This window comes from Castellaniella sp., assembly GCF_049651205.1.
Taxonomy (GTDB): Bacteria; Pseudomonadota; Gammaproteobacteria; order Burkholderiales; family Burkholderiaceae_B; genus Castellaniella.
On sequence record NZ_JBASBR010000018.1, the window covers coordinates 157,624 to 177,049 of the forward strand.

At 59.1% G+C, this 19,426-nt stretch carries 21 protein-coding genes; 3 read left to right on the plus strand and 18 right to left on the minus strand.

The genetic code is table 11. The features are described 5' to 3' along the window. On the plus strand, positions 1-780 hold the full coding sequence (locus WA928_RS12185; protein ID WP_424304052.1) for a HesA/MoeB/ThiF family protein: 780 nt from the start codon (positions 1-3) through the stop codon (positions 778-780). On the opposite strand, the gene WA928_RS12190 is transcribed toward WA928_RS12185, so the two are convergent. Genes WA928_RS12190 through WA928_RS12215 form a run of 6 tightly spaced genes read right to left on the minus strand, consistent with a single transcriptional unit; the run spans position 710 to position 4,702 of the window. Next, positions 710-1,459 carry a pyrimidine 5'-nucleotidase gene (locus WA928_RS12190; RefSeq protein ID WP_424303959.1) on the minus strand — a complete coding sequence of 250 codons (750 nt, stop codon included), beginning with the start codon at positions 1,457-1,459 and terminating at the stop codon, positions 710-712. The genes WA928_RS12185 and WA928_RS12190 overlap by 71 nt on opposite strands. After that, positions 1,459-2,361, minus strand: coding sequence for an acetylglutamate kinase (gene argB / locus WA928_RS12195; protein WP_424303962.1), 903 nt, complete (start codon positions 2,359-2,361; stop codon positions 1,459-1,461). The genes WA928_RS12190 and argB overlap by 1 nt, the downstream gene beginning before the upstream one ends. After that, complete coding sequence (locus WA928_RS12200) at positions 2,358-2,855, minus strand: peroxiredoxin family protein (protein WP_424303965.1); 498 nt, start codon at positions 2,853-2,855, stop codon at positions 2,358-2,360. The genes argB and WA928_RS12200 overlap by 4 nt, the downstream gene beginning before the upstream one ends. Next, positions 2,852-3,571 carry a BON domain-containing protein gene (locus WA928_RS12205; RefSeq protein ID WP_417252522.1) on the minus strand — a complete coding sequence of 240 codons (720 nt, stop codon included), beginning with the start codon at positions 3,569-3,571 and terminating at the stop codon, positions 2,852-2,854. Before WA928_RS12205 ends, WA928_RS12200 begins: the two co-directional genes overlap by 4 nt. Next, positions 3,571-4,164 carry a phosphoheptose isomerase gene (locus WA928_RS12210; protein ID WP_424303969.1) on the minus strand — a complete coding sequence of 198 codons (594 nt, stop codon included), beginning with the start codon at positions 4,162-4,164 and terminating at the stop codon, positions 3,571-3,573. The genes WA928_RS12205 and WA928_RS12210 overlap by 1 nt, the downstream gene beginning before the upstream one ends. A gap of 55 nt (positions 4,165-4,219) precedes the next feature. Beyond that, complete coding sequence (locus tag WA928_RS12215; protein ID WP_424303972.1) at positions 4,220-4,702, minus strand: YraN family protein; 483 nt, start codon at positions 4,700-4,702, stop codon at positions 4,220-4,222. A gap of 36 nt (positions 4,703-4,738) precedes the next feature. Here WA928_RS12215 and rsmI point away from each other — a divergent pair, with 36 nt between their 5' ends. After that, positions 4,739-5,668, plus strand: coding sequence for a 16S rRNA (cytidine(1402)-2'-O)-methyltransferase (gene rsmI, locus WA928_RS12220; RefSeq protein WP_424303975.1), 930 nt, complete (start codon positions 4,739-4,741; stop codon positions 5,666-5,668). On the opposite strand, the gene WA928_RS12225 is transcribed toward rsmI, so the two are convergent. The 10 genes from WA928_RS12225 to WA928_RS12270 form a co-directional block, all read right to left on the minus strand. Continuing rightward, positions 5,656-6,660 carry a septal ring lytic transglycosylase RlpA family protein gene (locus WA928_RS12225; RefSeq protein ID WP_424303978.1) on the minus strand — a complete coding sequence of 335 codons (1,005 nt, stop codon included), beginning with the start codon at positions 6,658-6,660 and terminating at the stop codon, positions 5,656-5,658. The two genes, rsmI and WA928_RS12225, sit on opposite strands and share 13 nt — an antisense overlap. After that, positions 6,657-7,532, minus strand: coding sequence for an RNase adapter RapZ (gene rapZ, locus WA928_RS12230; RefSeq protein WP_424303981.1), 876 nt, complete (start codon positions 7,530-7,532; stop codon positions 6,657-6,659). Before rapZ ends, WA928_RS12225 begins: the two co-directional genes overlap by 4 nt. Next, positions 7,526-8,467, minus strand: a complete 942-nt coding sequence (gene hprK / locus WA928_RS12235; RefSeq protein WP_424303984.1) for an HPr(Ser) kinase/phosphatase — start codon at positions 8,465-8,467, stop codon at positions 7,526-7,528. The genes rapZ and hprK overlap by 7 nt, the downstream gene beginning before the upstream one ends. Beyond that, positions 8,439-8,936, minus strand: a complete 498-nt coding sequence (locus WA928_RS12240) for a PTS sugar transporter subunit IIA (RefSeq protein WP_350381809.1) — start codon at positions 8,934-8,936, stop codon at positions 8,439-8,441. Before WA928_RS12240 ends, hprK begins: the two co-directional genes overlap by 29 nt. A 97-nt stretch (positions 8,937-9,033) precedes the next feature. After that, positions 9,034-9,360 (minus strand): ribosome hibernation-promoting factor, HPF/YfiA family, encoded by a 327-nt coding sequence (gene hpf / locus WA928_RS12245; protein WP_424303987.1) that lies wholly within the window; start codon positions 9,358-9,360, stop codon positions 9,034-9,036. A gap of 155 nt (positions 9,361-9,515) precedes the next feature. Beyond that, a complete protein-coding gene (gene lptB / locus WA928_RS12250) occupies positions 9,516-10,307 on the minus strand; it encodes an LPS export ABC transporter ATP-binding protein (protein ID WP_424303990.1) in 792 nt (263 codons plus the stop codon). A gap of 10 nt (positions 10,308-10,317) precedes the next feature. Then, positions 10,318-10,902 carry a lipopolysaccharide transport periplasmic protein LptA gene (lptA, locus tag WA928_RS12255; protein ID WP_424303993.1) on the minus strand — a complete coding sequence of 195 codons (585 nt, stop codon included), beginning with the start codon at positions 10,900-10,902 and terminating at the stop codon, positions 10,318-10,320. Then, entirely contained in the window at positions 10,899-11,516 is a 618-nt protein-coding gene (gene lptC / locus WA928_RS12260; protein WP_424303996.1) for an LPS export ABC transporter periplasmic protein LptC, read from the minus strand. The genes lptA and lptC overlap by 4 nt, the downstream gene beginning before the upstream one ends. Further along, positions 11,513-12,115: a KdsC family phosphatase gene (locus WA928_RS12265; RefSeq protein WP_424303999.1), complete on the minus strand. Its 603-nt coding sequence runs from the start codon at positions 12,113-12,115 to the stop codon at positions 11,513-11,515. The genes lptC and WA928_RS12265 overlap by 4 nt, the downstream gene beginning before the upstream one ends. After that, positions 12,115-13,104, minus strand: a complete 990-nt coding sequence (locus WA928_RS12270) for a KpsF/GutQ family sugar-phosphate isomerase (RefSeq protein ID WP_424304002.1) — start codon at positions 13,102-13,104, stop codon at positions 12,115-12,117. The genes WA928_RS12265 and WA928_RS12270 overlap by 1 nt, the downstream gene beginning before the upstream one ends. Before the next feature lie 163 nt (positions 13,105-13,267). Here WA928_RS12270 and WA928_RS12275 point away from each other — a divergent pair, with 163 nt between their 5' ends. Next, positions 13,268-13,822 (plus strand): adenine phosphoribosyltransferase, encoded by a 555-nt coding sequence (locus tag WA928_RS12275; RefSeq protein WP_350381816.1) that lies wholly within the window; start codon positions 13,268-13,270, stop codon positions 13,820-13,822. A gap of 13 nt (positions 13,823-13,835) precedes the next feature. Here WA928_RS12275 and WA928_RS12280 read toward each other — a convergent pair whose 3' ends face one another. Both WA928_RS12280 and WA928_RS12285 read right to left on the minus strand, forming a co-directional pair. Then, the gene (locus tag WA928_RS12280) at positions 13,836-17,768 is read right to left on the minus strand and encodes a DUF3683 domain-containing protein (RefSeq protein WP_424304005.1); all 3,933 of its coding nucleotides are present in this window, start codon (positions 17,766-17,768) and stop codon (positions 13,836-13,838) included. Between the two features lie 122 nt (positions 17,769-17,890). Continuing rightward, complete coding sequence (locus WA928_RS12285; protein WP_350381818.1) at positions 17,891-18,904, minus strand: ABC transporter substrate-binding protein; 1,014 nt, start codon at positions 18,902-18,904, stop codon at positions 17,891-17,893. Between the last annotated feature and the right edge of the window lie 522 nt (positions 18,905-19,426).

Consider the following 19,426-nt stretch of genomic DNA (forward strand, 5'->3'; position numbering starts at 1 on the left):
CTGGATGACATCCGCCTGATGCGTTATGCCCGGCACATCCTTCTGGATGAGCTGGGTATCGAAGGCCAGGAGCGTCTGCTGGCTGCGCGGGTTCTGATTGTTGGCGCTGGTGGGCTGGGTTCTCCTGCGGCCTTGTATCTGGCTGCAGCGGGTGTAGGCCGGATTGTGCTGGTGGATGATGACGTGGTCGAGCTCAGCAATCTGCAGCGCCAGATTTTGCATGACACCAGTGGCCTGGGGCGGCACAAGGCCCAGTCTGGCCGGGATGCCCTGCTGGCACTCAATCCGGATATCGAAGTGCAGGCCCTGGTTGAACGCCTGGATGATGCGCGCCTCATTGCCCTGGCTACCCAGGTTGATCTCGTGCTCGACTGTTGTGACAACTTTGCTACCCGGCACGCCATCAATCGCGCGTGCGTGGCCACCCGCACCCCCCTGGTGTCTGGTGCAGCCATCAAGTTTTCTGGGCAGGTCAGCGTTTACGATCTGCGCGATGAGGCCTCCCCGTGCTATCACTGCCTTTTCCCCGAGGCTGATGATCTCGAAGAACTGCGCTGTGCCACCACAGGTGTACTGGGGCCCTTGCTGGGCATGGTGGGCAGCGTGCAGGCGGCAGAGGCCATCAAGCTGATTGCCGGTATGGGAGAGCCCCTGGTGGGGCGCTTGTTATCCGTGGATGCCTTGCGCATGCAATGGCACACCATCCGGTTTAAGCGCGACCCCGACTGCCTGGTATGTGCCCGGCGGCCGCCTGCAGCAGCAGGGTGCTCAGGCGATTGATGCGTACATCCACATACTGATCGCGCCCGTGCTGCTGGCGCGCAAACGGGGTACCTGGATGGTATAGGTACACGGTTTTCATCCCCGCCTGACGGGCTGATCTCAGGTTGCGCAGAGTGTCTTCTACCAGGATGATGCGGTGGGCGGGTACCTGCAGCTGTGCAATGATCTGATGCATCAGGCCTGGCGATGGCTTGGGCCGGGCAAACCCCATGGGCATCATGTGGTCGATGGCCCACAGGCCGTCAAACTCTTGCAGGATGCCCAGCGCCTTGAGTACGCGTCGCGCATAATGGGCCGGTGCATTGGTCAGCACAATACGTGTGCCCGGCAGCGCTCGCAGGCGTGCCTTGAGCCCGGTTTCTGCATGAACCAGCGGCTGGACGTCAAAATTGTGGCAGCTTGCCAGGAATTGGTTCAGGTTCACGCCATGGTGTCGGGCCAGCCCGATGGCCGTGGCCCCGTAGCGTTTCCAGTATCGGCGTCGCAGGATGTCGGCTTGGTCGGCAGGTACGCCCAGCGCCTGGGCCACTGCCGAGCCCATACGCTGGTCGATCATCCCGAAGATGCCTCGTGATGCATCGTGCAAGGTGTTGTCGAGGTCGAACAGCCAGACTGGGGCGTCGGCGGGGATATGCCGCCCCCGCCGCAAGGGGCTGGGCGGCCGTAAGGGAGACATCAGTGAGAACTGATCATCGTGCCTACGCCACGATCCGTGAGGATCTCGAGCAGCAGGCAGTGTGGAACGCGTCCGTCGATGATGTGTACTGAATTGACGCCAAAACGCGCGGCATCCACGGCTGAGGCAATCTTGGGCAGCATTCCCCCCGACAAAGTACCATCTTCAAAGAGGGTATCGATGGTTTGTGCAGACAGGCTGCGCAATAGCTGGCCGCTCTTATCCAGCACGCCGGGCGTGTTGGTAAGCATCACCAGTTTCTCGGCACCCAGTACTTCGGCCATCTTGCCTGCCACGACATCGGCGTTGATGTTGTAGGCCTGGCCGTCCTCACCGTAGCCGATGGATGAAATGATGGGGATGAACTGGTCGTCCTGCAGGGCCTTGACCACGGCGGGCTCGATGCGTTCGATGTCGCCCACAAAGCCGATATCCAGTACTTGGCCAGGATTTTCGGGGTCGGGCATCATCTTTTTGCGTGCCTGAATCAGGCAGCCGTCCTTGCCGGTAAGACCAACTGCCTTGCCGCCGGCCTCGTTGACCATCATGACAATGTCTTGCTGCACCTGGCCGCCCAGCACCCATTCGACGACTTCCATGGTTTCGGCGTCGGTGACCCGCATGCCCTGGATGAAGGTGCCTTCTTTGCCAATACGCTTGAGGGCGCTGTTGATCTGTGGCCCGCCGCCGTGTACAACGACGGGATTGAGGCCCACCAGCTTGAGTAGCACGACATCGTGGGCAAAGCTGCGCTGCAGTGCTTCGTCTGTCATGGCGTTGCCGCCGTATTTGATGACGACGGTTTTGCCATGGAAACGTCGGATGTAAGGCAGGGCTTCGGAGAGGACTTCAGCCTTGATGCTGGCTGATTGCGCCGAAGAGGTGTCTACAAGAGCGTTCATGAAGCCAGTGCCTTCTCTACTGTGGCCAGAAAGGCCTGTTCGTCGTAGTTTCCGAGATAGCGTTTGATGATGTTGCCCTGCTTGTCGATCAGGAAAGCGGTGGGAGTCAGGCGGACATCGCCAAATGCCTTGGCCAGCTTGCCTTGGGCATCAATAACCACCGGAAAGGGCAACTGACGGGTTTCAGCGTAGTTTTTGACGTAATTGGGGGGGTCGTATTGCATGGCCACCCCAATGGTGTCAAAACCCTGGGCCTTAAGCTCTTGGTAGTGGCGGATGGTGTCGGGCATCTGGGCGATACAGGTGGTGCAACTGGTGGCCCAGAATTTGACAAGCACAACCTTGCCACGGAGATCCTGGGTGGTGACCGCGTGACCCTGGAGATCGGTGAACACGACATCGGGCGCTGTTTTGGCTACCCCTTGTTGCTGCCAAAGCAGGGCAGCGCCGCCAATGGCGATAACGGCCGCCAGACCGAGAACGAATTTTTTCATTGCACAGGCATGGGTTGTGCGCCTGAGCTGTCGCCAGCCGGGGACGGAGCAGGGGCGCTGGTAGTGCTGCTATCTGTGACGGGGGCCGGCTTGCCTTGATCAGTGATCAGGCTCTCCCGTGAGACGATCTGGAACAATTTTACGACTTTGTTGACACCACTGATGCTGGAAGCCACTTTACTGGCAAGATCGCCCTCGGTGGCCGTGACTTTACCCATCAGGTAGACGATGCCGCGTTCGGTGGTGACCTTGATGGTGCGAAAGGGTACGTGCTCGGTGGTAACCAGCTGGCTTTTTACCTTGGAGGTGATCCAGGTGTCGTTGGTGCGCACGCTGAGCGGGGTGAGGTCTCCGACGCGGATGTGGTCGTCGACCTTACGCACTTTCTGGATGGTTTGTGCGATCTGGACGGCTTTTTGGCGGTCGGCTTCGGTGGGGACATCTCCGATCAGCAGCAGGCGTCCGGCGTAGGCGGTTCCGGAGACGCGTGCTTTATCGCCAAAGGCCTGGGTCATTTCGTTGCTGACACGAAGCTCGATGGTCTGGTCGTCTACTTGCTCGCCCGCGGTGCGGCGGTCGGTGGCTACCACGGCGGTGGTGGCGGCAGTGCCCCCCACCACCAGCAGGCCGCAACCCGCCAGTGTGGACAGACAGGCAAACCCCAGCAGGCCGCGGGCCAGGGGACGGGTGATGGACAGTCGGGTGAACGATGGCATCAGAGGGGGTCTCCCAGAAGTAAGGCGTCGATCCCGTCGCACAAGGCGTGCAGCAGCAGGATATGGACCTCCTGGATGCGCATGGTGCGGTCGTGGGGCACGCAAAGATGGATGTCGGTTTCGTAGAGCAGGCTGTTCAGCTTTCCGCCGCCCTTGCCCGACAGGGCGATAACCTGCATCTCGCGGTCGTGGGCAGCTTCGATGGCGCGCAGCACATTGGCCGAGTTGCCGCTGGTGGACAACGCCACCAGTACGTCGCCGGGCTGGCCCAGGGCATTGACCTGGCGCTCGAAGATGGAGGCAAAGGAGTAATCGTTGCCCACTGCGGTAAGGATGGAGGTGTCGGTATTGAGCGCAATGCCTGCCAGGGGCAGGCGGTCGCGCTCGAAGCGGCCAACGAGCTCGGCGGCAAAGTGCTGGGCGTCGGCGGCCGAGCCGCCGTTGCCGCAAGCCAGGATGCGGCCATTATTGGTGAGCGCTCCAAAAAGAAGCTCTACCCCGGCGGCCAGTGAGGGGGCGAGCTCGCGTGCGCTGGCCTTGAAAGTGTCGACGGCATCATCAAAATGCGACGTCATGCGAGAGGTCATGTCCATATCGCTGATTATCGCATGAGCCCGCTGGTCCGGTAACACCGGACGTAACAGTTCTTCAGGCCTCAAAGGCGTTGCGGATCCATTCGATCGTGTTGCCCCGCACGCCGATGACGTCAAAGCGGCAAGGCGGGACATGGCCCTGAAAATACAACCGGCAGAGCGAGGGCAGAAACCACAGCGCCGTACGGATCAGCCGGGCCTGCTTGTCACGGTTTACACTGGCGGCGGCGCCACCGTGGCGATTGTCCTGGCGCATGCGTACCTCGACAAACACCAGGGTCTGGCCGTCTTGAGCAATCAGATCGAGTTCGCCCAGCTTGCAGTGCAAATTGCGGGCCAGGACAAGCAGGCCATGTGCCTGCAGATAGTCGGCAGCCTGTGCTTCGGCGGCAAAACCGCGTGTCTGGGTGGGGGATTCCCGCATCGAAGGCTCTTTTTTGGCGGGCGGGCGGCGCTCGGCGGCACGCAAGGCACGCCGACGTTTTTTTCGGATCAGATCCTGTGCTGCCTGTGCGCGTGCATACGGGTCAATGAGCATGATGCGGTAGGGGCCGGTCGTGCAGGGGATAACAGTATGAGCGAGATCGTCGGTACAGACTCGGTTGCGGCGACATGGAAACATCACGCCGAGCAGGTGTCACAGCAGATGTGGCCCACGGCATGCCTGTATGTGGTGGCCACCCCCATCGGCAACCTGGCCGACCTCAGTTTGCGCGCCTGGGAAGCCCTGCGTTGCTGCGATGCGATCGCCGCAGAAGATACACGTACCAGCCGCACCTTGCTGGATGCCTGGGGGATCAGCACGCCATTATTGGCTGCCCATAAGCACAACGAAGCCGAGGCGGCCGAGACCATTTTGGCGCGGTTGGCGGCAGACGAGCGTATTGCGCTTATTTCGGATGCAGGCGCACCGGCCATCAGTGATCCAGGCACCCGGATCGTCAAGCGGGTGCGTGCAGCGGGTTTTCGTGTCGTCCCGCTGCCAGGCCCCAGTGCCGTCATTGCCGCCTTGATGGCCAGTGGCGCCGGGCTGGATGATGAGCCGGGGTTTGTCTTTGCCGGGTTTTTGCCCAGCAAAGCCCAGGCGCGCAGCAAATTTCTGGCGCGTTGGCTGGATTCGCCCATGCCGGTAGTGTTCTTTGAGACACCTCATCGGCTCAAGGCTGCGCTGGCCGAACTTCAAGCCTTGGCAGGTGATACGCGCGAAATCACCATCGCACGTGAGCTCTCCAAGCGCTTCGAGGAAATTGACACGGTTTCTTTGGGCGATGTGCAGGGCTGGCTGGCGCAGGATCCGCATCGCGGCCAGGGCGAGTTTGTGCTGGTGCTGCATCCTGCACAGGCAACAGCGCCTGATACGGAAGAGCTCTCGGCAGATCAGCAAAAGCTGATGCGTGCGCTGCTGGCAGAGTTATCCGTGCGCGATGCGGCACGCATTGCCGCAACGGTTACTGGACTTGCCCGTGATCGTCTGTATGCCTGGGCCTTGCGTCAGAGCCCCTGATCGAGTGCCACCACTGGATTCAGATCTGTGGACAAGGAAAGGGTGGCTGCCGCCTGATGCGCCTGATCCCGGCTGGGAAACGGGCCCATCCGCACTTTGTAGAGCGGGGCTTCGTAGCCCACCACCGCCTGGCCCAGCACAGAAACGTCTGTAATTTGGGTATTTACCCGTTGAGCCAGTGCCTGGGCGTTGTCTTCGGATGAAAAAGCACCAAATTGCAGGTAGATCTTGCCACCCAGCGGGCTACTGTCAGCCAGGACGGGTGCGGTAGACACTGCGCGTGGCGGGGGAACCTGTTGCACAGAGGGCGCTGGCGCCAGTGTGATGGCACTGGCTTGTGCGGTATCGCTTGTGGAAGCGGTTTGAGTGGATGTGGCCCAGGGATAGCGGCCGGCCAGGATATCGGCATTGGTGATGGCCTGCACGGTTACCCGGCCGCTTCCGGGGCCGATCAAGCCCAGTTTGGCGGCAGCCACATAAGAGAGGTCGATGATACGTCCGGGGTGAAATGGCCCGCGGTCGTTGATGCGGACGATGACTGAACGACCGTTTTCCTGGCTGGTGACACGGGCGTAACTGGGTATTGGCAGGGTGGGATGTGCCGCCGTCATGGCGTACATATCGTAGGTTTCACCGTTGGCTGTCTTGGCACCGTGAAATTTACGGCCATACCAGGAGGCGATACCCGATTGCCGATAGGCCTGGTTTTCGCCGATAGGCCGGTATTCCACGCCAAAGACTTCGTAAGGCCGAAAATTTGCCGGGGCGTGTTTTTCAATGCGGGGTACGGCGTTGGGAATCGAGGCAATATCGGCCGGGATGTCGGTGCCGGGGCTGTCGTCTTTGTAGTAGCCACCCGAGCGCGATGCACATCCGGCCAGTACCAGCAGTGTCAGGCACAGCAGCGCCAGCAACAGGCGTTGGGCAAGGCATGATGCAGGCCAGGCGGGTAAAACAGCAAGGCGGGGCAGACCAATGGGGCGTGGGCTCATGAGGTGGGCGTATGTAGCAGAGGGTTGCGGTGACGAACCAGCAACGGAGAGTGATCGGCAAAGCGGCGCGCCAGTTGCTCGGTGACATACACCGAGCGGTGCTGGCCCCCGGTACAGCCGATGGCCACCGTGAGGTAGTTGCGGGTGTCCTGCATGTACAAGGGCAGCCACTTGCGTATGAAGCTGCTGATGTCTTCGATCATTGAATCCACACTGCCAAACTGGGACAGCCAGGCGGCCACGGCGTCGTCGCGACCTGTGAGGGGGCGCAGCAAGGGATCGTAGTGTGGGTTGGGCAGGCAGCGCACATCAAACACCAGGTCGGCGTCGTGAGGTACACCGCGCTTGTAGGCGAAGGATTCGAAGGTGAGGATGACCGATGAGCGGGCAACCTGCACCAGGTCTCGCACCCAACTGCGCAGTTGTCCGGGGGTAAGGTCGGAGGTGTCGATTACGTGTTCTTGATTGCGTAGGGGAGCCAGGAGCTCGCGCTCGCGGCTGATGCAGTCTTGCAAGGAGGCATTGATGCCTTCTTTTTGCAGGCGATCGGTCAGCGGGTGACGACGTCGGGATTCTGAGTAGCGCTGCATCAGGGTGTGGTCGTCGGCATCCAGAAAAATTACATGCAATGCGATGCCCATTGCCCGCAGGCTGGTAAGAATACCAGGCAGGTCGTCGAGATCGCCCGGCGTGCGCACGTCGATGGAAACAGCCACGCGTTCGAGGCCCGTATCCTGGGTGCTGGCAATGAAGTCGTGCAGAAATCGCGCCGGGAGGTTGTCGACGCAGGTATAGCCGGTGTCCTCAAGCACGCGCAGCGCGACAGATTTTCCTGAGCCTGAGATGCCGGTGATGAGGACAATATTCAGCACGGGCGCTTCTCCTGGGTGCTCTCCATGATGGCCAGTGCCTGGCGCTCGATGAAGTCGCCCATGGTGTCGATGCCGCGCAGCGTAAGAATGGTATTGCGTACGGCAGCTTCAACCAGCACGGCCAGGTTGCGGCCGGCTGCCACCTGCAGCATGACGCGCCGGATCGGAATGCCCAGGATATCCTGGTATTCGTCCTGCATGGGCAGGCGCTCGAAGTGGTCAGGCGTCATGCGCACCAGATGCACAATCAACTTGATTTTCATTTTTCGGCGTACGGAGGTTTCGCCAAAAATGGTGCGGATGTCCAGCAGACCCAGGCCGCGAACCTCAAGCAGATTTTGCAGCAGCGAGGGACATTGGCCCTCGACAAAATTGGGCGCGGTGCGCGAGAGCTCGACCGCGTCGTCGGCCACCAGCCCGTGGCCGCGGGAGATGAGCTCGAGCGCCAGCTCGCTTTTGCCCAGGCCGGATTCTCCGGTAATCAGGACGCCCAGCCCCAGTACGTCCATGAATACACCATGCACGGTGGTTTTTGGGGCCGTACGCTTGCCCAGGTAGACGCGCAGCAGATCAATGAGATGCGCGGCGTCGACGGGGGTTTTGACCAGAGGAATGGCATGTTCCTGGCAAAACGTGTGGAGATCTTCGGGGATCTCGACGTTGCCGGCCAGAACAATGGCGGGTACACCGCCAGCCACCAGATCGTCAAGGTGATGCAGGCGCCGTTTGGTGTCCAGCCGCTGATAGTACGAGATCTCTTCGGCGCCAAAAACCTGAATGCGCCCCGGGTGGATCAGGTTGAGGTGGCCAATGAGATCGGCAGCGGATTCGCGGGTATCCGGGATGGTGTGATCGGTGGCAGCCTCTTCGCCTGCCAACCAGGTGAAGCTGATTTTCTCAGCATTGTCACGAATCAGCTCTTGGATGGTCAGCATATTCGGTGGGCCGGGCAAGTGAGCCGTTGAGGATCAACTGGTGGATTTCTTCGGGGCTTTCAGAGTGCGTCAGAGTGTGACGGATCTGTGTGTCGGAAAGCAGCCGGGCAATACCGGCCAGAAGATCGAGGTGGGTTTGGGTGGCTGCTTCGGGCATCAACAGAAAAAACAGCAGCCGGGCGGTACGCCCGTCGTTGGCGTCGAAGCGGATGGGCTCTGAGAGGCGGATGAACGCGGCATGGGGTTCGCGGAGGTCTTTCAGACGGCCATGCGGAATGGCAACATCGTGGCCCAGGGCGGTAGAGCCCAGCCTTTCACGCGCCAGCAGGCTGTGAAAAACAGACATGCGGGCGACACCCTGATTGTTTTCAAACAGCAGGCCGGCGTGCTCGAAGGCGCGTTTTTTGCTGGTGGCCGCCAGATCCAGGACGATATTGCCGGGTGGCAGGATACGGGAGCTGAGGTTCATAACAGCATTATAGGGGCGCAAACAGCAACATGGCCTCGAAGCAGTGCAGCGAGGCCATGAGTTAGGCTGGCCAGGCTAGGCCAGCGCGGGCAAGTGCTTACTCAGCGTGGATCTCTTGCCGCTTTGGTGGTTCATGCGCGTAGGTTTGGGCCTTGGATTTGTACTTGATGACCTGGCGGTCGACCTTGTCGATGAGGAGATCGATGGCGGCATACAGATTTTCATCCGAGGCTTCGCAGTGCAAGTCTTTGCCACGCAGGCGCATGGTGATTTCTGCGGTGTGCTTGAGCGGCTCGATGGAGAGCATGACCTGGGTATCGATAACCTGATCGAAGTGCCGCAGGACGCGGGCTGTCTTGGTGTGAACGTATTCGCGGATTGCGGGGGTAATTTCCAGATGACGGCCGGTGATTGTCAGGCTCATAGTGCAGACTCCTTACGGAAAAAACAAGGGTGGTTCTGGGTGAACCGGGATTGACGTAATTAAGGCTCCTTGTGATGAGTGAATGGATGGATCCAGTGTACCGGGTGCCGCCGATACAGCAAGGGGGGTGAAAAAGGGTAAGATAGTTGGATTGGCTACATCCGGAAGTTCTTGCCCAGATACACTTGGCGCACGGCTTCGTTGTCAACGATTTCTGCCGGATGGCCGCTGGTTAGCACCTTGCCTTCGCTGATGATGTAGGCACGGTCGCAGATGCCTAGGGTTTCGCGCACATTGTGGTCGGTAATCAGCACCCCGATATTGCGTCCCCGCAAAAATTGCACGATGCGCTGGATTTCGATCACGGCGATAGGGTCGACCCCGGCAAAGGGCTCATCCAGCAAAATAAACCGTGGGTGGGTAGCCAATGCCCGGGCAATCTCAACGCGTCGGCGCTCGCCCCCCGAAAGCGACAGTGCCATGTTGCGCCGGATGTGCTCGATTTGCAGCTCATCGATCAGCGATTCAAGACGCTCTTCAAGCTGGTGGGCCGACAAACTATGGCCGTGTTCGTCGCGCTGCAGCTCAAGCACCGCGCGGATGTTTTGTTCGACTGTCAGGCGGCGAAACACGGACGCATCTTGCGGCAGGTATGACAGCCCCCGGCGCGCCCTCTGGTGCATGGGGACACCCGTGACATCATGTTGATCGATGATGATGCGCCCGGTATCGGCCGGAATCAGCCCCACAATCATGTAAAAGCTGGTGGTTTTTCCGGCGCCGTTAGGCCCCAGCAATCCCACTACTTCGCCGCTGTTGACCGACAGCGAGACATCTTGCACCACCGCTCGGCGGCCAAAGGTTTTGCCTAGGCCAATGGCTTGCAGGCTGCCGCTGTCGCGGGCGCTATCAGAAGAGCTGGAAAAACTGGTAGAAGTGGTGGACATGGGTGACTGCTTATGAACGCCCTGCACGGCACTTGGCAATGGCTTGATCAACTTTGGATTGCGGTTGTGCCAGAGAGCGGACACGTCCCCCTGCGGCGGCAGAGTTTTTGCCACCAAAGGCCTCGTAGGTGCCGGATTTGTCGTGGTAAACAATCCGGGCACCACGCACGCTGTCAAAGGTTTCTCCGCAGATCTGGCGAATAACGGTGGCTTGGCCTGTGAGTGTGATGTCGCCCGACTGACCCACGTAATCGGCCTGCTGGCTGGTGCCGATCAGGACTTCGGATTTTTGGGGATCTTCTTGCCGGACATTAACCAGTTTGCCGGGAGCTGCGGTGGCCGTACCAAACTGGTTGCCATCTTTGTCTTCGTGAGTGACCAGTTTGTCGGCGCGCAATGTCATGGCGCCGCGGGTTAGCACCACATTGCCGGTAAATGTGCTGGTTTTAGTGACATCATCGTAGTGCAGAGTGTCCGACAGAATGATCGTGTCGGGTTCTGGGGCAGGGGTTTGGGCGGCAGGCGCCGCCACCGCACTGGCGGCGAGGCAGGTGGCCAACGAAGCCGCCAGCAGGGCGTGGGACAGTTTGTTCATGGTGTTGGAGCCTTTTTTGGTCCGGCATTTTTTGCAGCCTGGTCTTCGCCGGAAATCTTGACGTCGCTGGCGGCCTTGACCGTCAACTGGCGGGTGCGATTATCGTAGCGCATCCCTTGGCCGCGCAGGGTCGAGCGACCATTGATCACCAGTGCCGGGCGGTCGGTGTGCACCAGATCCAGATTGGGCTGGATGATCAGTTGGTCGCTGTGTACTTCGAGCAACTGGTTGTTGGCGTCCGGCAGGCGTTTAACCACTGCGTGGCCATTTAGCACAATGCGGTCGCCGTGCTGGTCGAGTGTCCCCATATCGGCCGTCCCTATCGTGGTGGGGGCGTCTTGCTGGTGGCCCACGGCTCGCGGCAGGGTGATGTCATAACTGTCCGTGTCGGGGTAGTGCTGCATGGCATCACCTTCGAGACGGTTGATCGCAAAGCCCTGGGGGCTGGTGCGGATCATGACGAAGTGGCTGGCCCAGGAGTCGCGTTCGTGGGTAAGCCGTCGTGGAGGATCTACCTGGATGGAATTGAGCGCGTAATCGGACGCCCACCAGGTACCCAACACCAGCAGGATTAGCAAAAATGCTGCAACCAGACCAGGCAGGCGGTCTTTCATTGGATTGCGCCGCCCAGTGTGGACAACGACGCTGTGAAGCAGGCGCCCAGCCGGCCCTGGGCAGCCAGGATGAGGTCGCAGCATTCGCGCACCGCGCCGTGCCCGCCGGTTTGTCCGGATACCCAGTGGGCGGCCTGGCCGATGTAAAAGGGCGCGTTGGGTACGCTGACGGCAAACCCCACGCGCTGGAGCGCGGGGAGGTCGATAATGTCATCGCCCATGTATCCCACGGCGTCTAGACTCAGCCCGGATTCTTGTGCGAGGGTCTCGACAGTGCCGATCTTATCGCGGATACCTTGCAGCACGGGCGAGATGCCCAGTTCGGCTGCCCGGCGGGCGGTAATGGCACTTTTACGCCCGCTCACCCATGCCACGCGAATGCCGTGTTCGCGCAGCAGGCGCAGGCCATGTCCGTCGAGAGCATTGAATGGCTTGACTGCCTCGCCGTGTTCGCTGTACCAGAGGCTGCCGTCGGTGAGTACGCCGTCGACATCGAACACCATGAGCCGCACCGCCTTGGCGCGCTCACGTACTTCGGGGCTGATGCGCGCCAGGATTTGTGCTTCGGTGGGATGAGAGAAGCCAGGGAGTTCGTTCATCAGATCACCTTTGCGGCCAGAAGATCGTGCATGTGCAGGGCTCCCAATAATAGACCGCCGGTGTCAAGCACCAGCATCTGGTTGAGTTTGTTGGCGTCCATGATGGTGGCCGCTTCGATGGCAGGTGCCCGGGCGTCGATGGCCCGGGGGTGCAGGCTCATGCCTGCGGACACCGGCAATGCCCGGATATCGCCGTGCTGGGCAATCATGCGGCGCAAATCGCCGTCGGTGAAAATCCCCACTGGATGATGCGCAGGATCGACTACGATGGTCATGCCCATGCCTTTGGAGGACATCTCTGTGAGCGCATCAGGAATCAGGGTGTCGGGGCTGACGCAGGGCAGTGCCGCGCCGCTGCGCATGATGTCGGATACCGAAGTAAGCAAGCGCCGTCCCAGGGCGCCGCCCGGATGCGAGCGGGCGAAATCTTCCTGGTTGAAGCCACGGGCCTCAAGGCAGGCCACTGCAATGGCGTCTCCCAGAACCAAAGCCGCTGTGGTGCTGGCTGTGGGTGCCAGGTTCAGCGGACAGGCTTCTTGTGCCACCGCTGCATCCAGTGCGATGTCGGCATTGTGGGCGAGTTCGGAATCGGGATGGCCTGTGATGGCGATGATGCGCGTGCCCATCCGCTTGGCCACCGAGATAATGGTGATGAGTTCTTGTGCCGATCCCGAGTACGAGATGGCCAGCAGGATATCCTGGCCTGTCAGCATCCCGAGATCGCCATGGATGGCTTCGGCTGCGTGCATGAAAAACGCAGGGGTACCGGTGGACGCCAGAGTGGCCGCGATTTTGCGGGCAATATGGCCGGATTTGCCAATGCCGGTAACCACGACACGCCCAGAGCAGGCCAAAATGGCCTGTACGGTGTTGTCGAACGAGGTGTCGATGCGCCCTTGCAAGGCCTGCAGCGCCTGGATTTCGGTAGTGAAGGTGCGCGAGGCACTGAGGCGCAGCGCCTGAGGTGTCATCTGCGGTAGAGTATGCATCAGGCGATTTTACTGTGCCTGGCGGCTATTCGTCTGCACTAGACGATGGGATACTGCCAGAGGGCGCTTTTGCACCCGGCGGGTGGTCAAAAAACCGATTGGTTCAGGCCCCGCTCTGTGGGCTACACTGTGCCCGCCCAGATTTTTTCCACAGGATGATGTCATGCAAACCGATCCGGCCCAGTACATCCGCGACACGATCCGCACCGTACCCGACTGGCCCAAGCCCGGCGTGCAGTTTCGCGATATTACCCCTGTACTGCAAGACCCCCGATCCTTCCGGGTATTGATCGACCTTTTTGTATATCGTTATATGCGCCAGCGCCTGGATCTCGTGGCAGGGATCGATGCGCGTGGTTTTATTGTCGGGTCGGTGCTGGCCTACGAGCTTAACCTTGGGTTTGTGCCGGTGCGCAAGCAGGGAAAGTTGCCGTTTCGCACGGTGGCCGAGCAATACGCACTGGAATACGGCAATGCCACGGTAGAGATGCACACCGATTCTGTGCGCCCGGGCCAGCGGGTGCTGCTGATTGATGATCTCATCGCCACAGGCGGCACCATGATGGCTGCCACGCGACTGTTGCAGCGCCTTGGGGCCAATGTGGCCGAGGCAGCCGCCATCATTGATTTGCCCGATTTAGGCGGCTCCAAGGCAGTTAAAGACTCTGGGTTGCCGGTATATACGGTGTGCGAATTCGAAACCGGCCCAGAGAACTGATTGCTGCCAGACCTTACACCAGCACCCGCTCGATCCCTCCGGTATTGGCTGCTTTAACGTAATCCGGCATCCAGTTTTCGCCCAGCAGGTGCTTGGCCATTTCCACCACGATGTAGTCGGCAGACAGGCCCGTGTCTTGTTCGTAGCGTGCCAGCCCTTGCAGGCACGAGGGGCAGGACGTCACCATCTTTACCTCGCCTTCAAAGCCGTCGGCACGGATGGCTGCCGTATTTTTGGCCAGCTCTTCCTGTTTGCGAAACCGGATTTGGGTTGAAATATCGGGCCGCGATACGGCCAGCGTGCCGGATTCGCCACAGCAGCGATCCGTCTTGATGGCGTTCGATTCTCCCAGCAGCGATTTCACGGTTTTCATGGGATCTTGCTGCTTCATGGGGGTGTGACAGGGGTCGTGGTAGATGTAGCGCACGCCTTCGACCCCCGCGATATCCACACCTTTTTCAAGCAGGTATTCGTGGATGTCGATCAGCCTGCAACCCGGGAAAATCTTTTCAAATTCGTAGCGCTCTAGCTGGTCGTAGCACGTGCCACAGCTCACCACCACGGTTTTGATATCCAGGTAGTTCAGGGTGGTGGCCATGCGATGAAACAACACCCGGTTGTCCGTCACCATCTGTGCTTCCTTGTCCACCAGGCCGTTGCCGCGTTGTGGGTAGCCGCAGCACAGATAGCCCGGGGGCAGCACAGTTTGTACGTTGACATGCCACAGCATGGCCTGGGTAGCCAGGCCAACCTGTGAGAACAGGCGCTCCGAGCCGCAGCCCGGAAAATAAAACACCGCTTCGCTGTCGGACGCCGTGGTGGCCGGGTTGCGGATGATCGGCACGATGTTGGGGTCTTCGATATCCAGCAATTTGCGCGCGGTCTGCTTGGGCAGGTTGCCGGGCATTTTTTTGTTGATGAAGTGGATCACTTGCTCACGCACCGGCGCCTTGCCCACGGTGGCGGGTGGCTGACGGGTTTGTTTTTTGGCGATAGGCGCCAGAAGATCGTGAGCCAGGCGCTGGGCCTTGTAGCCCAGGTCGATCATGGCCGTACGTGTTGCCTTGATCACCCGGGGATCTTTGGCGTTGAGGAAGAACATCGAGGCCGCCGTGCCCGGGTTAAACGATTTTTGCCCCATACGACGCAGTAATGCACGCATTTCCATAGAGACATCACCAAAATCGATATCCACAGGGCAGGGGTTGTAGCACTTGTGGCACAAGGTACAGTGATCGCCCACGTCCTCGAATTCTTCCCAGTGCCGCAGGCTGACACCGCGTCGGGTTTGTTCTTCGTAGAGAAAAGCTTCGATCAGCAGGGAGGTGGCCAGGATCTTGTTGCGAGGCGAATACAGCAAATTGGCCCGGGGCACGTGGGTGGCACACACTGGCTTGCATTTTCCGCAGCGCAGGCAATCCTTGATGGCGTTGGAAATTGCGCCAATTTCGCTGCGCTGCATGATCAGGGATTCATAACCCAGCAAATTGAAGCTGGGTGTCCAGGCTCGGGAGAGATCCGCCCCCGGCATCAGCTTACCGGCATTAAAGTGACCATTGGGATCAATCGTTTGCTTGTACTGCTGAAATGGCGCCAGTTCTTCGTCGCTCAGAAATTCAAACTTGGTCAGCCCAATACCATGCTCGCCGGAGATCACGCCATCCAGGCTGCGGGCAATCTGCATGATACGGGCCACCGCTGCATTGGCCTCGCGCAGCATGTCGTAATCGTCAGAGTTGACCGGGATATTGGTGTGCACATTGCCGTCGCCGGCGTGCATGTGCAAAGCCACAAACACGCGGCTTTTAAGAACTTGATCGTGGGTGGCTTGCAGCCCGGCCAGCACAGCCGCGCACTCGGCCCCGGCAAACAGCCGCTCCAGTGGGGCGCGAATGTCGGTTTTCCAGGAAATTCTCAGGCTGTGATCCTGCACGATATCAATCATGCAGGTATCGGGCTGTGCGGTCAGGCGGGCCGGCAGGGCGGGGATTTGCCCGATCAGGCCCAGCGCATCCAGCGTCTCGGCATGATCAACCAGGCGGGCATCCAGGTTCTCCAGAATCCATGTCCAGCTCCGGCGTACCTGCTCCAGTACATCCAGTGCCTCCTGACGCCTGGCGGACAGCACCACGTCGCGGGTATGAGTCGCGTCGTCGACGTCTTCGGATTTTCCCAGCGGTAGGTCGCCTTGCAGGTAGGTGTCCAGCGCGTCGATCAGACGCAACTTGTTGCGGGTGGATAGCTCTATATTGATGCGTTCGATGGCGTCTGTATATTCGCCCATCCGCGCCAGTGGGATCACAACGTCTTCGTTGATCTTGAACGCGTTGGTGTGGCGCGAGATGGCCGCGGTGCGGGCGCGGTCGAGCCAGAATTTCTTGCGGGCTTCGGGGCTGACGGCAATAAATCCCTCACCCTCGCGCGAGTTGGCAATACGAACGACTTCGCTGGATGCGCGTGCCACGGTCTGCTCATCATCGCCGACAATATCGCCAATCAGAACCATCTTGGGCAGGATGCCTCGCCGGCTTTTGGTGGCGTAGCCCACGGCGCGCAGATAGCGCTCGTCCAGATGTTCCAGGCCCGCCAGCAGGGCACCCTGGGCGCGGCCTTCGGTGTCCAGATAGTGTTTTACCTCGACAATCGAGGGGACAGCGTCGCGCGCCTGGCCGAAGAATTCCATGCACACAGTGCGCGTGTGGCTCGGCATCCGGTGCAAAATCCAGCGCGCTGCTGTGATCAGGCCGTCACAGCCTTCTTTTTGCACACCTGGCAGCCCGGCCAAAAATTTGTCTGTGACATCCTTGCCCAGCCCCGCCTTACGAAAACGTCTACCCTCGATCGTGAGAATGTCGGTTTTGAGCAGGGTATGGCCAGGGGCCTGATGGCCGTCAAACCATTTCAGCTCGAACCGGACCTGCGCGGCCTCATGGATTTTGCCCAGGTTGTGGTCCAGCCGGGTAACGTCCAGCCAGTTGCCTTGTGGGTCTACCATGCGCCACCAGGCAAGGTTGTCCAATGCGGTGCCCCATAGCACCGCTTTTTTGCCGCCGGCATTCATGGCGACATTGCCACCCACGCAAGAAGCATCTGCTGAGGTGGGATCCACCGCAAACACCCGGCCGGCGGCCTCGGCGGCCTCGGCCACGCGGCGTGTCACCACACCGGCGCCCGTCAGGATGGTATGAACCGGCGCTTCGACGCCTGGCAGGTGCATGATTTCTACCGTGCCGATGGCATCCAGTTTCTCGGTATTGATCACGGCCGAGCGCCAGCTTAAGGGGATGGCACCACCTGTGTAGCCGGTGCCACCGCCACGCGGCACAATGGTCAGGCCAAGCTCGATACAGGCTCGCACCAGGCCGGCGATTTCGTCTTCGGTGTCAGGCATTAGCACCACAAACGGGTATTCAACCCGCCAATCGGTGGCGTCCGTCACGTGGGACACCCGTGACAGGCCATCAAAGCGGATGTTGTCGGCTGCTGTCAGGCGTGACAGTTGTTTGAAGGCACGGCGCCGCATGTGTTCGACTTCGACAAAGCTGTCTTCAAAAGACTGCACAGCCAGACGGGCAGCGTCCAGCAATTGTTGGACTTGCTCGTCCCGCGTGCCGTGGTCGTCATCGCGGCGCTTATCGATCTCATCCAGACGATGCCTGAGCGCCTCTGCCAGCTGGTGGCGGCGTTTCGGGTTGTCCAGGAGATCGTCCTGCAGATAAGGGTTGCGTTGTACTACCCAGATATCACCCAGCACTTCAAACAGCATCCGTGCAGAGCGCCCGGTGCGTCGCTCTCCGCGCAGGTTGGACAGCAGCTGCCATGCAGGTGCGCCCAGCAGCCGGCAGACGATTTCTCGATCAGACCAGGAGGTGTAGTTGTAGGGGATTTCGCGCAGGCGTGGCGGCTGAGCAGGTGCAAGCAATGCAGCAGAAGTGGGGGCGTTCATGCGATCTTGAATAGGGCGGGTTAAGTACCCCTGCTGTGGCCAGGGGTATCGCCCTAGTGTAAAGGCAAAGTGCTGCTGCACGCGCAGGAATGACGGCTGTCACCCCTGCGTGTTGTTCTTTGTCAGCTGCCCGCTTTGTCGTGCATGTTCGGGAAGAACAAATCCTTCCAGCTGTCAGGCTTCTTCTGGATGAACTTGATGCTGTACATGAAATCCACAAATTTCATGACGTTCTTGGGTGTCGTGGTGAATTCAACATCCGGTGATTTCAGGATATCCAGATAGAACTCGACCGGTTCTTTTTGCTTGGTGACGTCCACATACAGCTGGGCAGCGGCTCTTGGGTCTTTGTTGATGAAGTCGATCGCCTGGTTGAAGGCTTCAACAAAGGCCTTGTATGTCTTGGGGTTTTGATCCGCAAATTTCTGGGTCGCCCAGACGATGTTGAAGGTATGCGGGCCGCCCGTGACGTCGTAAGAGTTCAGCACCATATGCACCCGTGGATCTTTCAGCTCGATGTACTGATAGGGAGGCGAGGTGAAGTGGCTGTTGATCTCGCTGCTGCCCGAGAGCAATGCGGCCATGCCGTCCGGGTGTGACTGGGTAACCGTCAGTGCGTCCAGCTTGTTTTGTTGCCCTTTGCCAAATGTTTGCTCGGCGGCCATTTGCAGGGTGATGGCCTGGATGGAAACCTTTACGGCCGGTAACGCAATGCGATCCTTTTCGGTGAAGTCTTTTAAGGTTTTGACATTGGGGTTACGCGTAGTGAGCATCAACGGCATGGCATTCATTGCCGTGACGCCCTTGACGTTCATATTGCCTTTTGTCTTGGCCCACAAGGTGACAAACGGCCCGACACCTCCCGAAGCAAAATGCAGGTCACCCGACAAGATGGCGTCGTTCATGACGTTGCCGCCCGCAAATCGGGCCCAGTTCACCTCTACGTCGCCCAAGCCCTCTTTTTTGGCCTGTTTTTTGAGCAATTGCTGGTCTTTCATGACGAGCAGTGGCAGGTAGCTGATGCCGTACTGCTGAGCGATATTGATGGTTTTGACTTCGGCGAGCGAAACTGAACAGGCAGTTGACAAAATCAGGCCGCCGACAATGGCAGGCACTAGCTTCCGAGTGAATTGCATGGTTTGTCTCCTAATAATTATGTCTATTGATACGAGGTCCTGCGAAAAGAGATACGAGCTTCATGGGGGAAGTTTCGTATGGTGGTTAAAAAAAATTTGCCCTTTTATAAATCTTTGCTGAGCTGAAAATTAAATAAATTGTAAATAAGCCAGCAGCTGAAAAAATATTCTGCGATTCATCATTAAAAATATGATTTACAGAAATTTTTCTTGAATTGTTGGTTTATAAATAGAATCATGTATTGATAAAAAACATGATTTATGAGGAAAATGATATGTCCTTGCGACATATCCCTGTCATCTCCGGTATCCAGGAAATCATAGGTGCGCACTTTCTGTGTGTCAATTGGTGATTTTGCGACGACAGTTTGCTTTGCCCCGTCTTATCCTGTTGTGGCGCCTTGTGTGCTCAGATAGCTAAAGAAAAATTTTTGAATTAGCCAAAAATTACTCGCTTTTCTTTTTCTTTCATAAGCCGAAGAATAAATAAAACAAAGCCACCTGATCGAAAAAAGACCAGGC

Bases quoted from the DNA above. Each gene is read 5' to 3' on its own strand.
- WA928_RS12190 (WP_424303959.1), bottom strand. From the start codon at position 1,459: ATGTCTCCCTTACGGCCGCCCAGCCCCTTGCGGCGGGGGCGGCATATC.
- argB (WP_424303962.1), bottom strand. From the start codon at position 2,361: ATGAACGCTCTTGTAGACACCTCTTCGGCGCAATCAGCCAGCATCAAG.
- WA928_RS12200 (WP_424303965.1), bottom strand. From the start codon at position 2,855: ATGAAAAAATTCGTTCTCGGTCTGGCGGCCGTTATCGCCATTGGCGGC.
- WA928_RS12205 (WP_417252522.1), bottom strand. From the start codon at position 3,571: ATGCCATCGTTCACCCGACTGTCCATCACCCGTCCCCTGGCCCGCGGC.
- WA928_RS12210 (WP_424303969.1), bottom strand. From the start codon at position 4,164: ATGGACATGACCTCTCGCATGACGTCGCATTTTGATGATGCCGTCGAC.
- WA928_RS12215 (WP_424303972.1), bottom strand. From the start codon at position 4,702: ATGCTCATTGACCCGTATGCACGCGCACAGGCAGCACAGGATCTGATC.
- rsmI (WP_424303975.1), top strand. From the start codon at position 4,739: ATGAGCGAGATCGTCGGTACAGACTCGGTTGCGGCGACATGGAAACAT.
- WA928_RS12225 (WP_424303978.1), bottom strand. From the start codon at position 6,660: ATGAGCCCACGCCCCATTGGTCTGCCCCGCCTTGCTGTTTTACCCGCC.
- hprK (WP_424303984.1), bottom strand. From the start codon at position 8,467: ATGCTGACCATCCAAGAGCTGATTCGTGACAATGCTGAGAAAATCAGC.
- WA928_RS12240 (WP_350381809.1), bottom strand. From the start codon at position 8,936: ATGAACCTCAGCTCCCGTATCCTGCCACCCGGCAATATCGTCCTGGAT.
- hpf (WP_424303987.1), bottom strand. From the start codon at position 9,360: ATGAGCCTGACAATCACCGGCCGTCATCTGGAAATTACCCCCGCAATC.
- lptB (WP_424303990.1), bottom strand. From the start codon at position 10,307: ATGTCCACCACTTCTACCAGTTTTTCCAGCTCTTCTGATAGCGCCCGC.
- lptA (WP_424303993.1), bottom strand. From the start codon at position 10,902: ATGAACAAACTGTCCCACGCCCTGCTGGCGGCTTCGTTGGCCACCTGC.
- lptC (WP_424303996.1), bottom strand. From the start codon at position 11,516: ATGAAAGACCGCCTGCCTGGTCTGGTTGCAGCATTTTTGCTAATCCTG.
- WA928_RS12265 (WP_424303999.1), bottom strand. From the start codon at position 12,115: ATGAACGAACTCCCTGGCTTCTCTCATCCCACCGAAGCACAAATCCTG.
- WA928_RS12270 (WP_424304002.1), bottom strand. From the start codon at position 13,104: ATGCATACTCTACCGCAGATGACACCTCAGGCGCTGCGCCTCAGTGCC.
- WA928_RS12275 (WP_350381816.1), top strand. From the start codon at position 13,268: ATGCAAACCGATCCGGCCCAGTACATCCGCGACACGATCCGCACCGTA.
- WA928_RS12280 (WP_424304005.1), bottom strand. From the start codon at position 17,768: ATGAACGCCCCCACTTCTGCTGCATTGCTTGCACCTGCTCAGCCGCCA.
- WA928_RS12285 (WP_350381818.1), bottom strand. From the start codon at position 18,904: ATGCAATTCACTCGGAAGCTAGTGCCTGCCATTGTCGGCGGCCTGATT.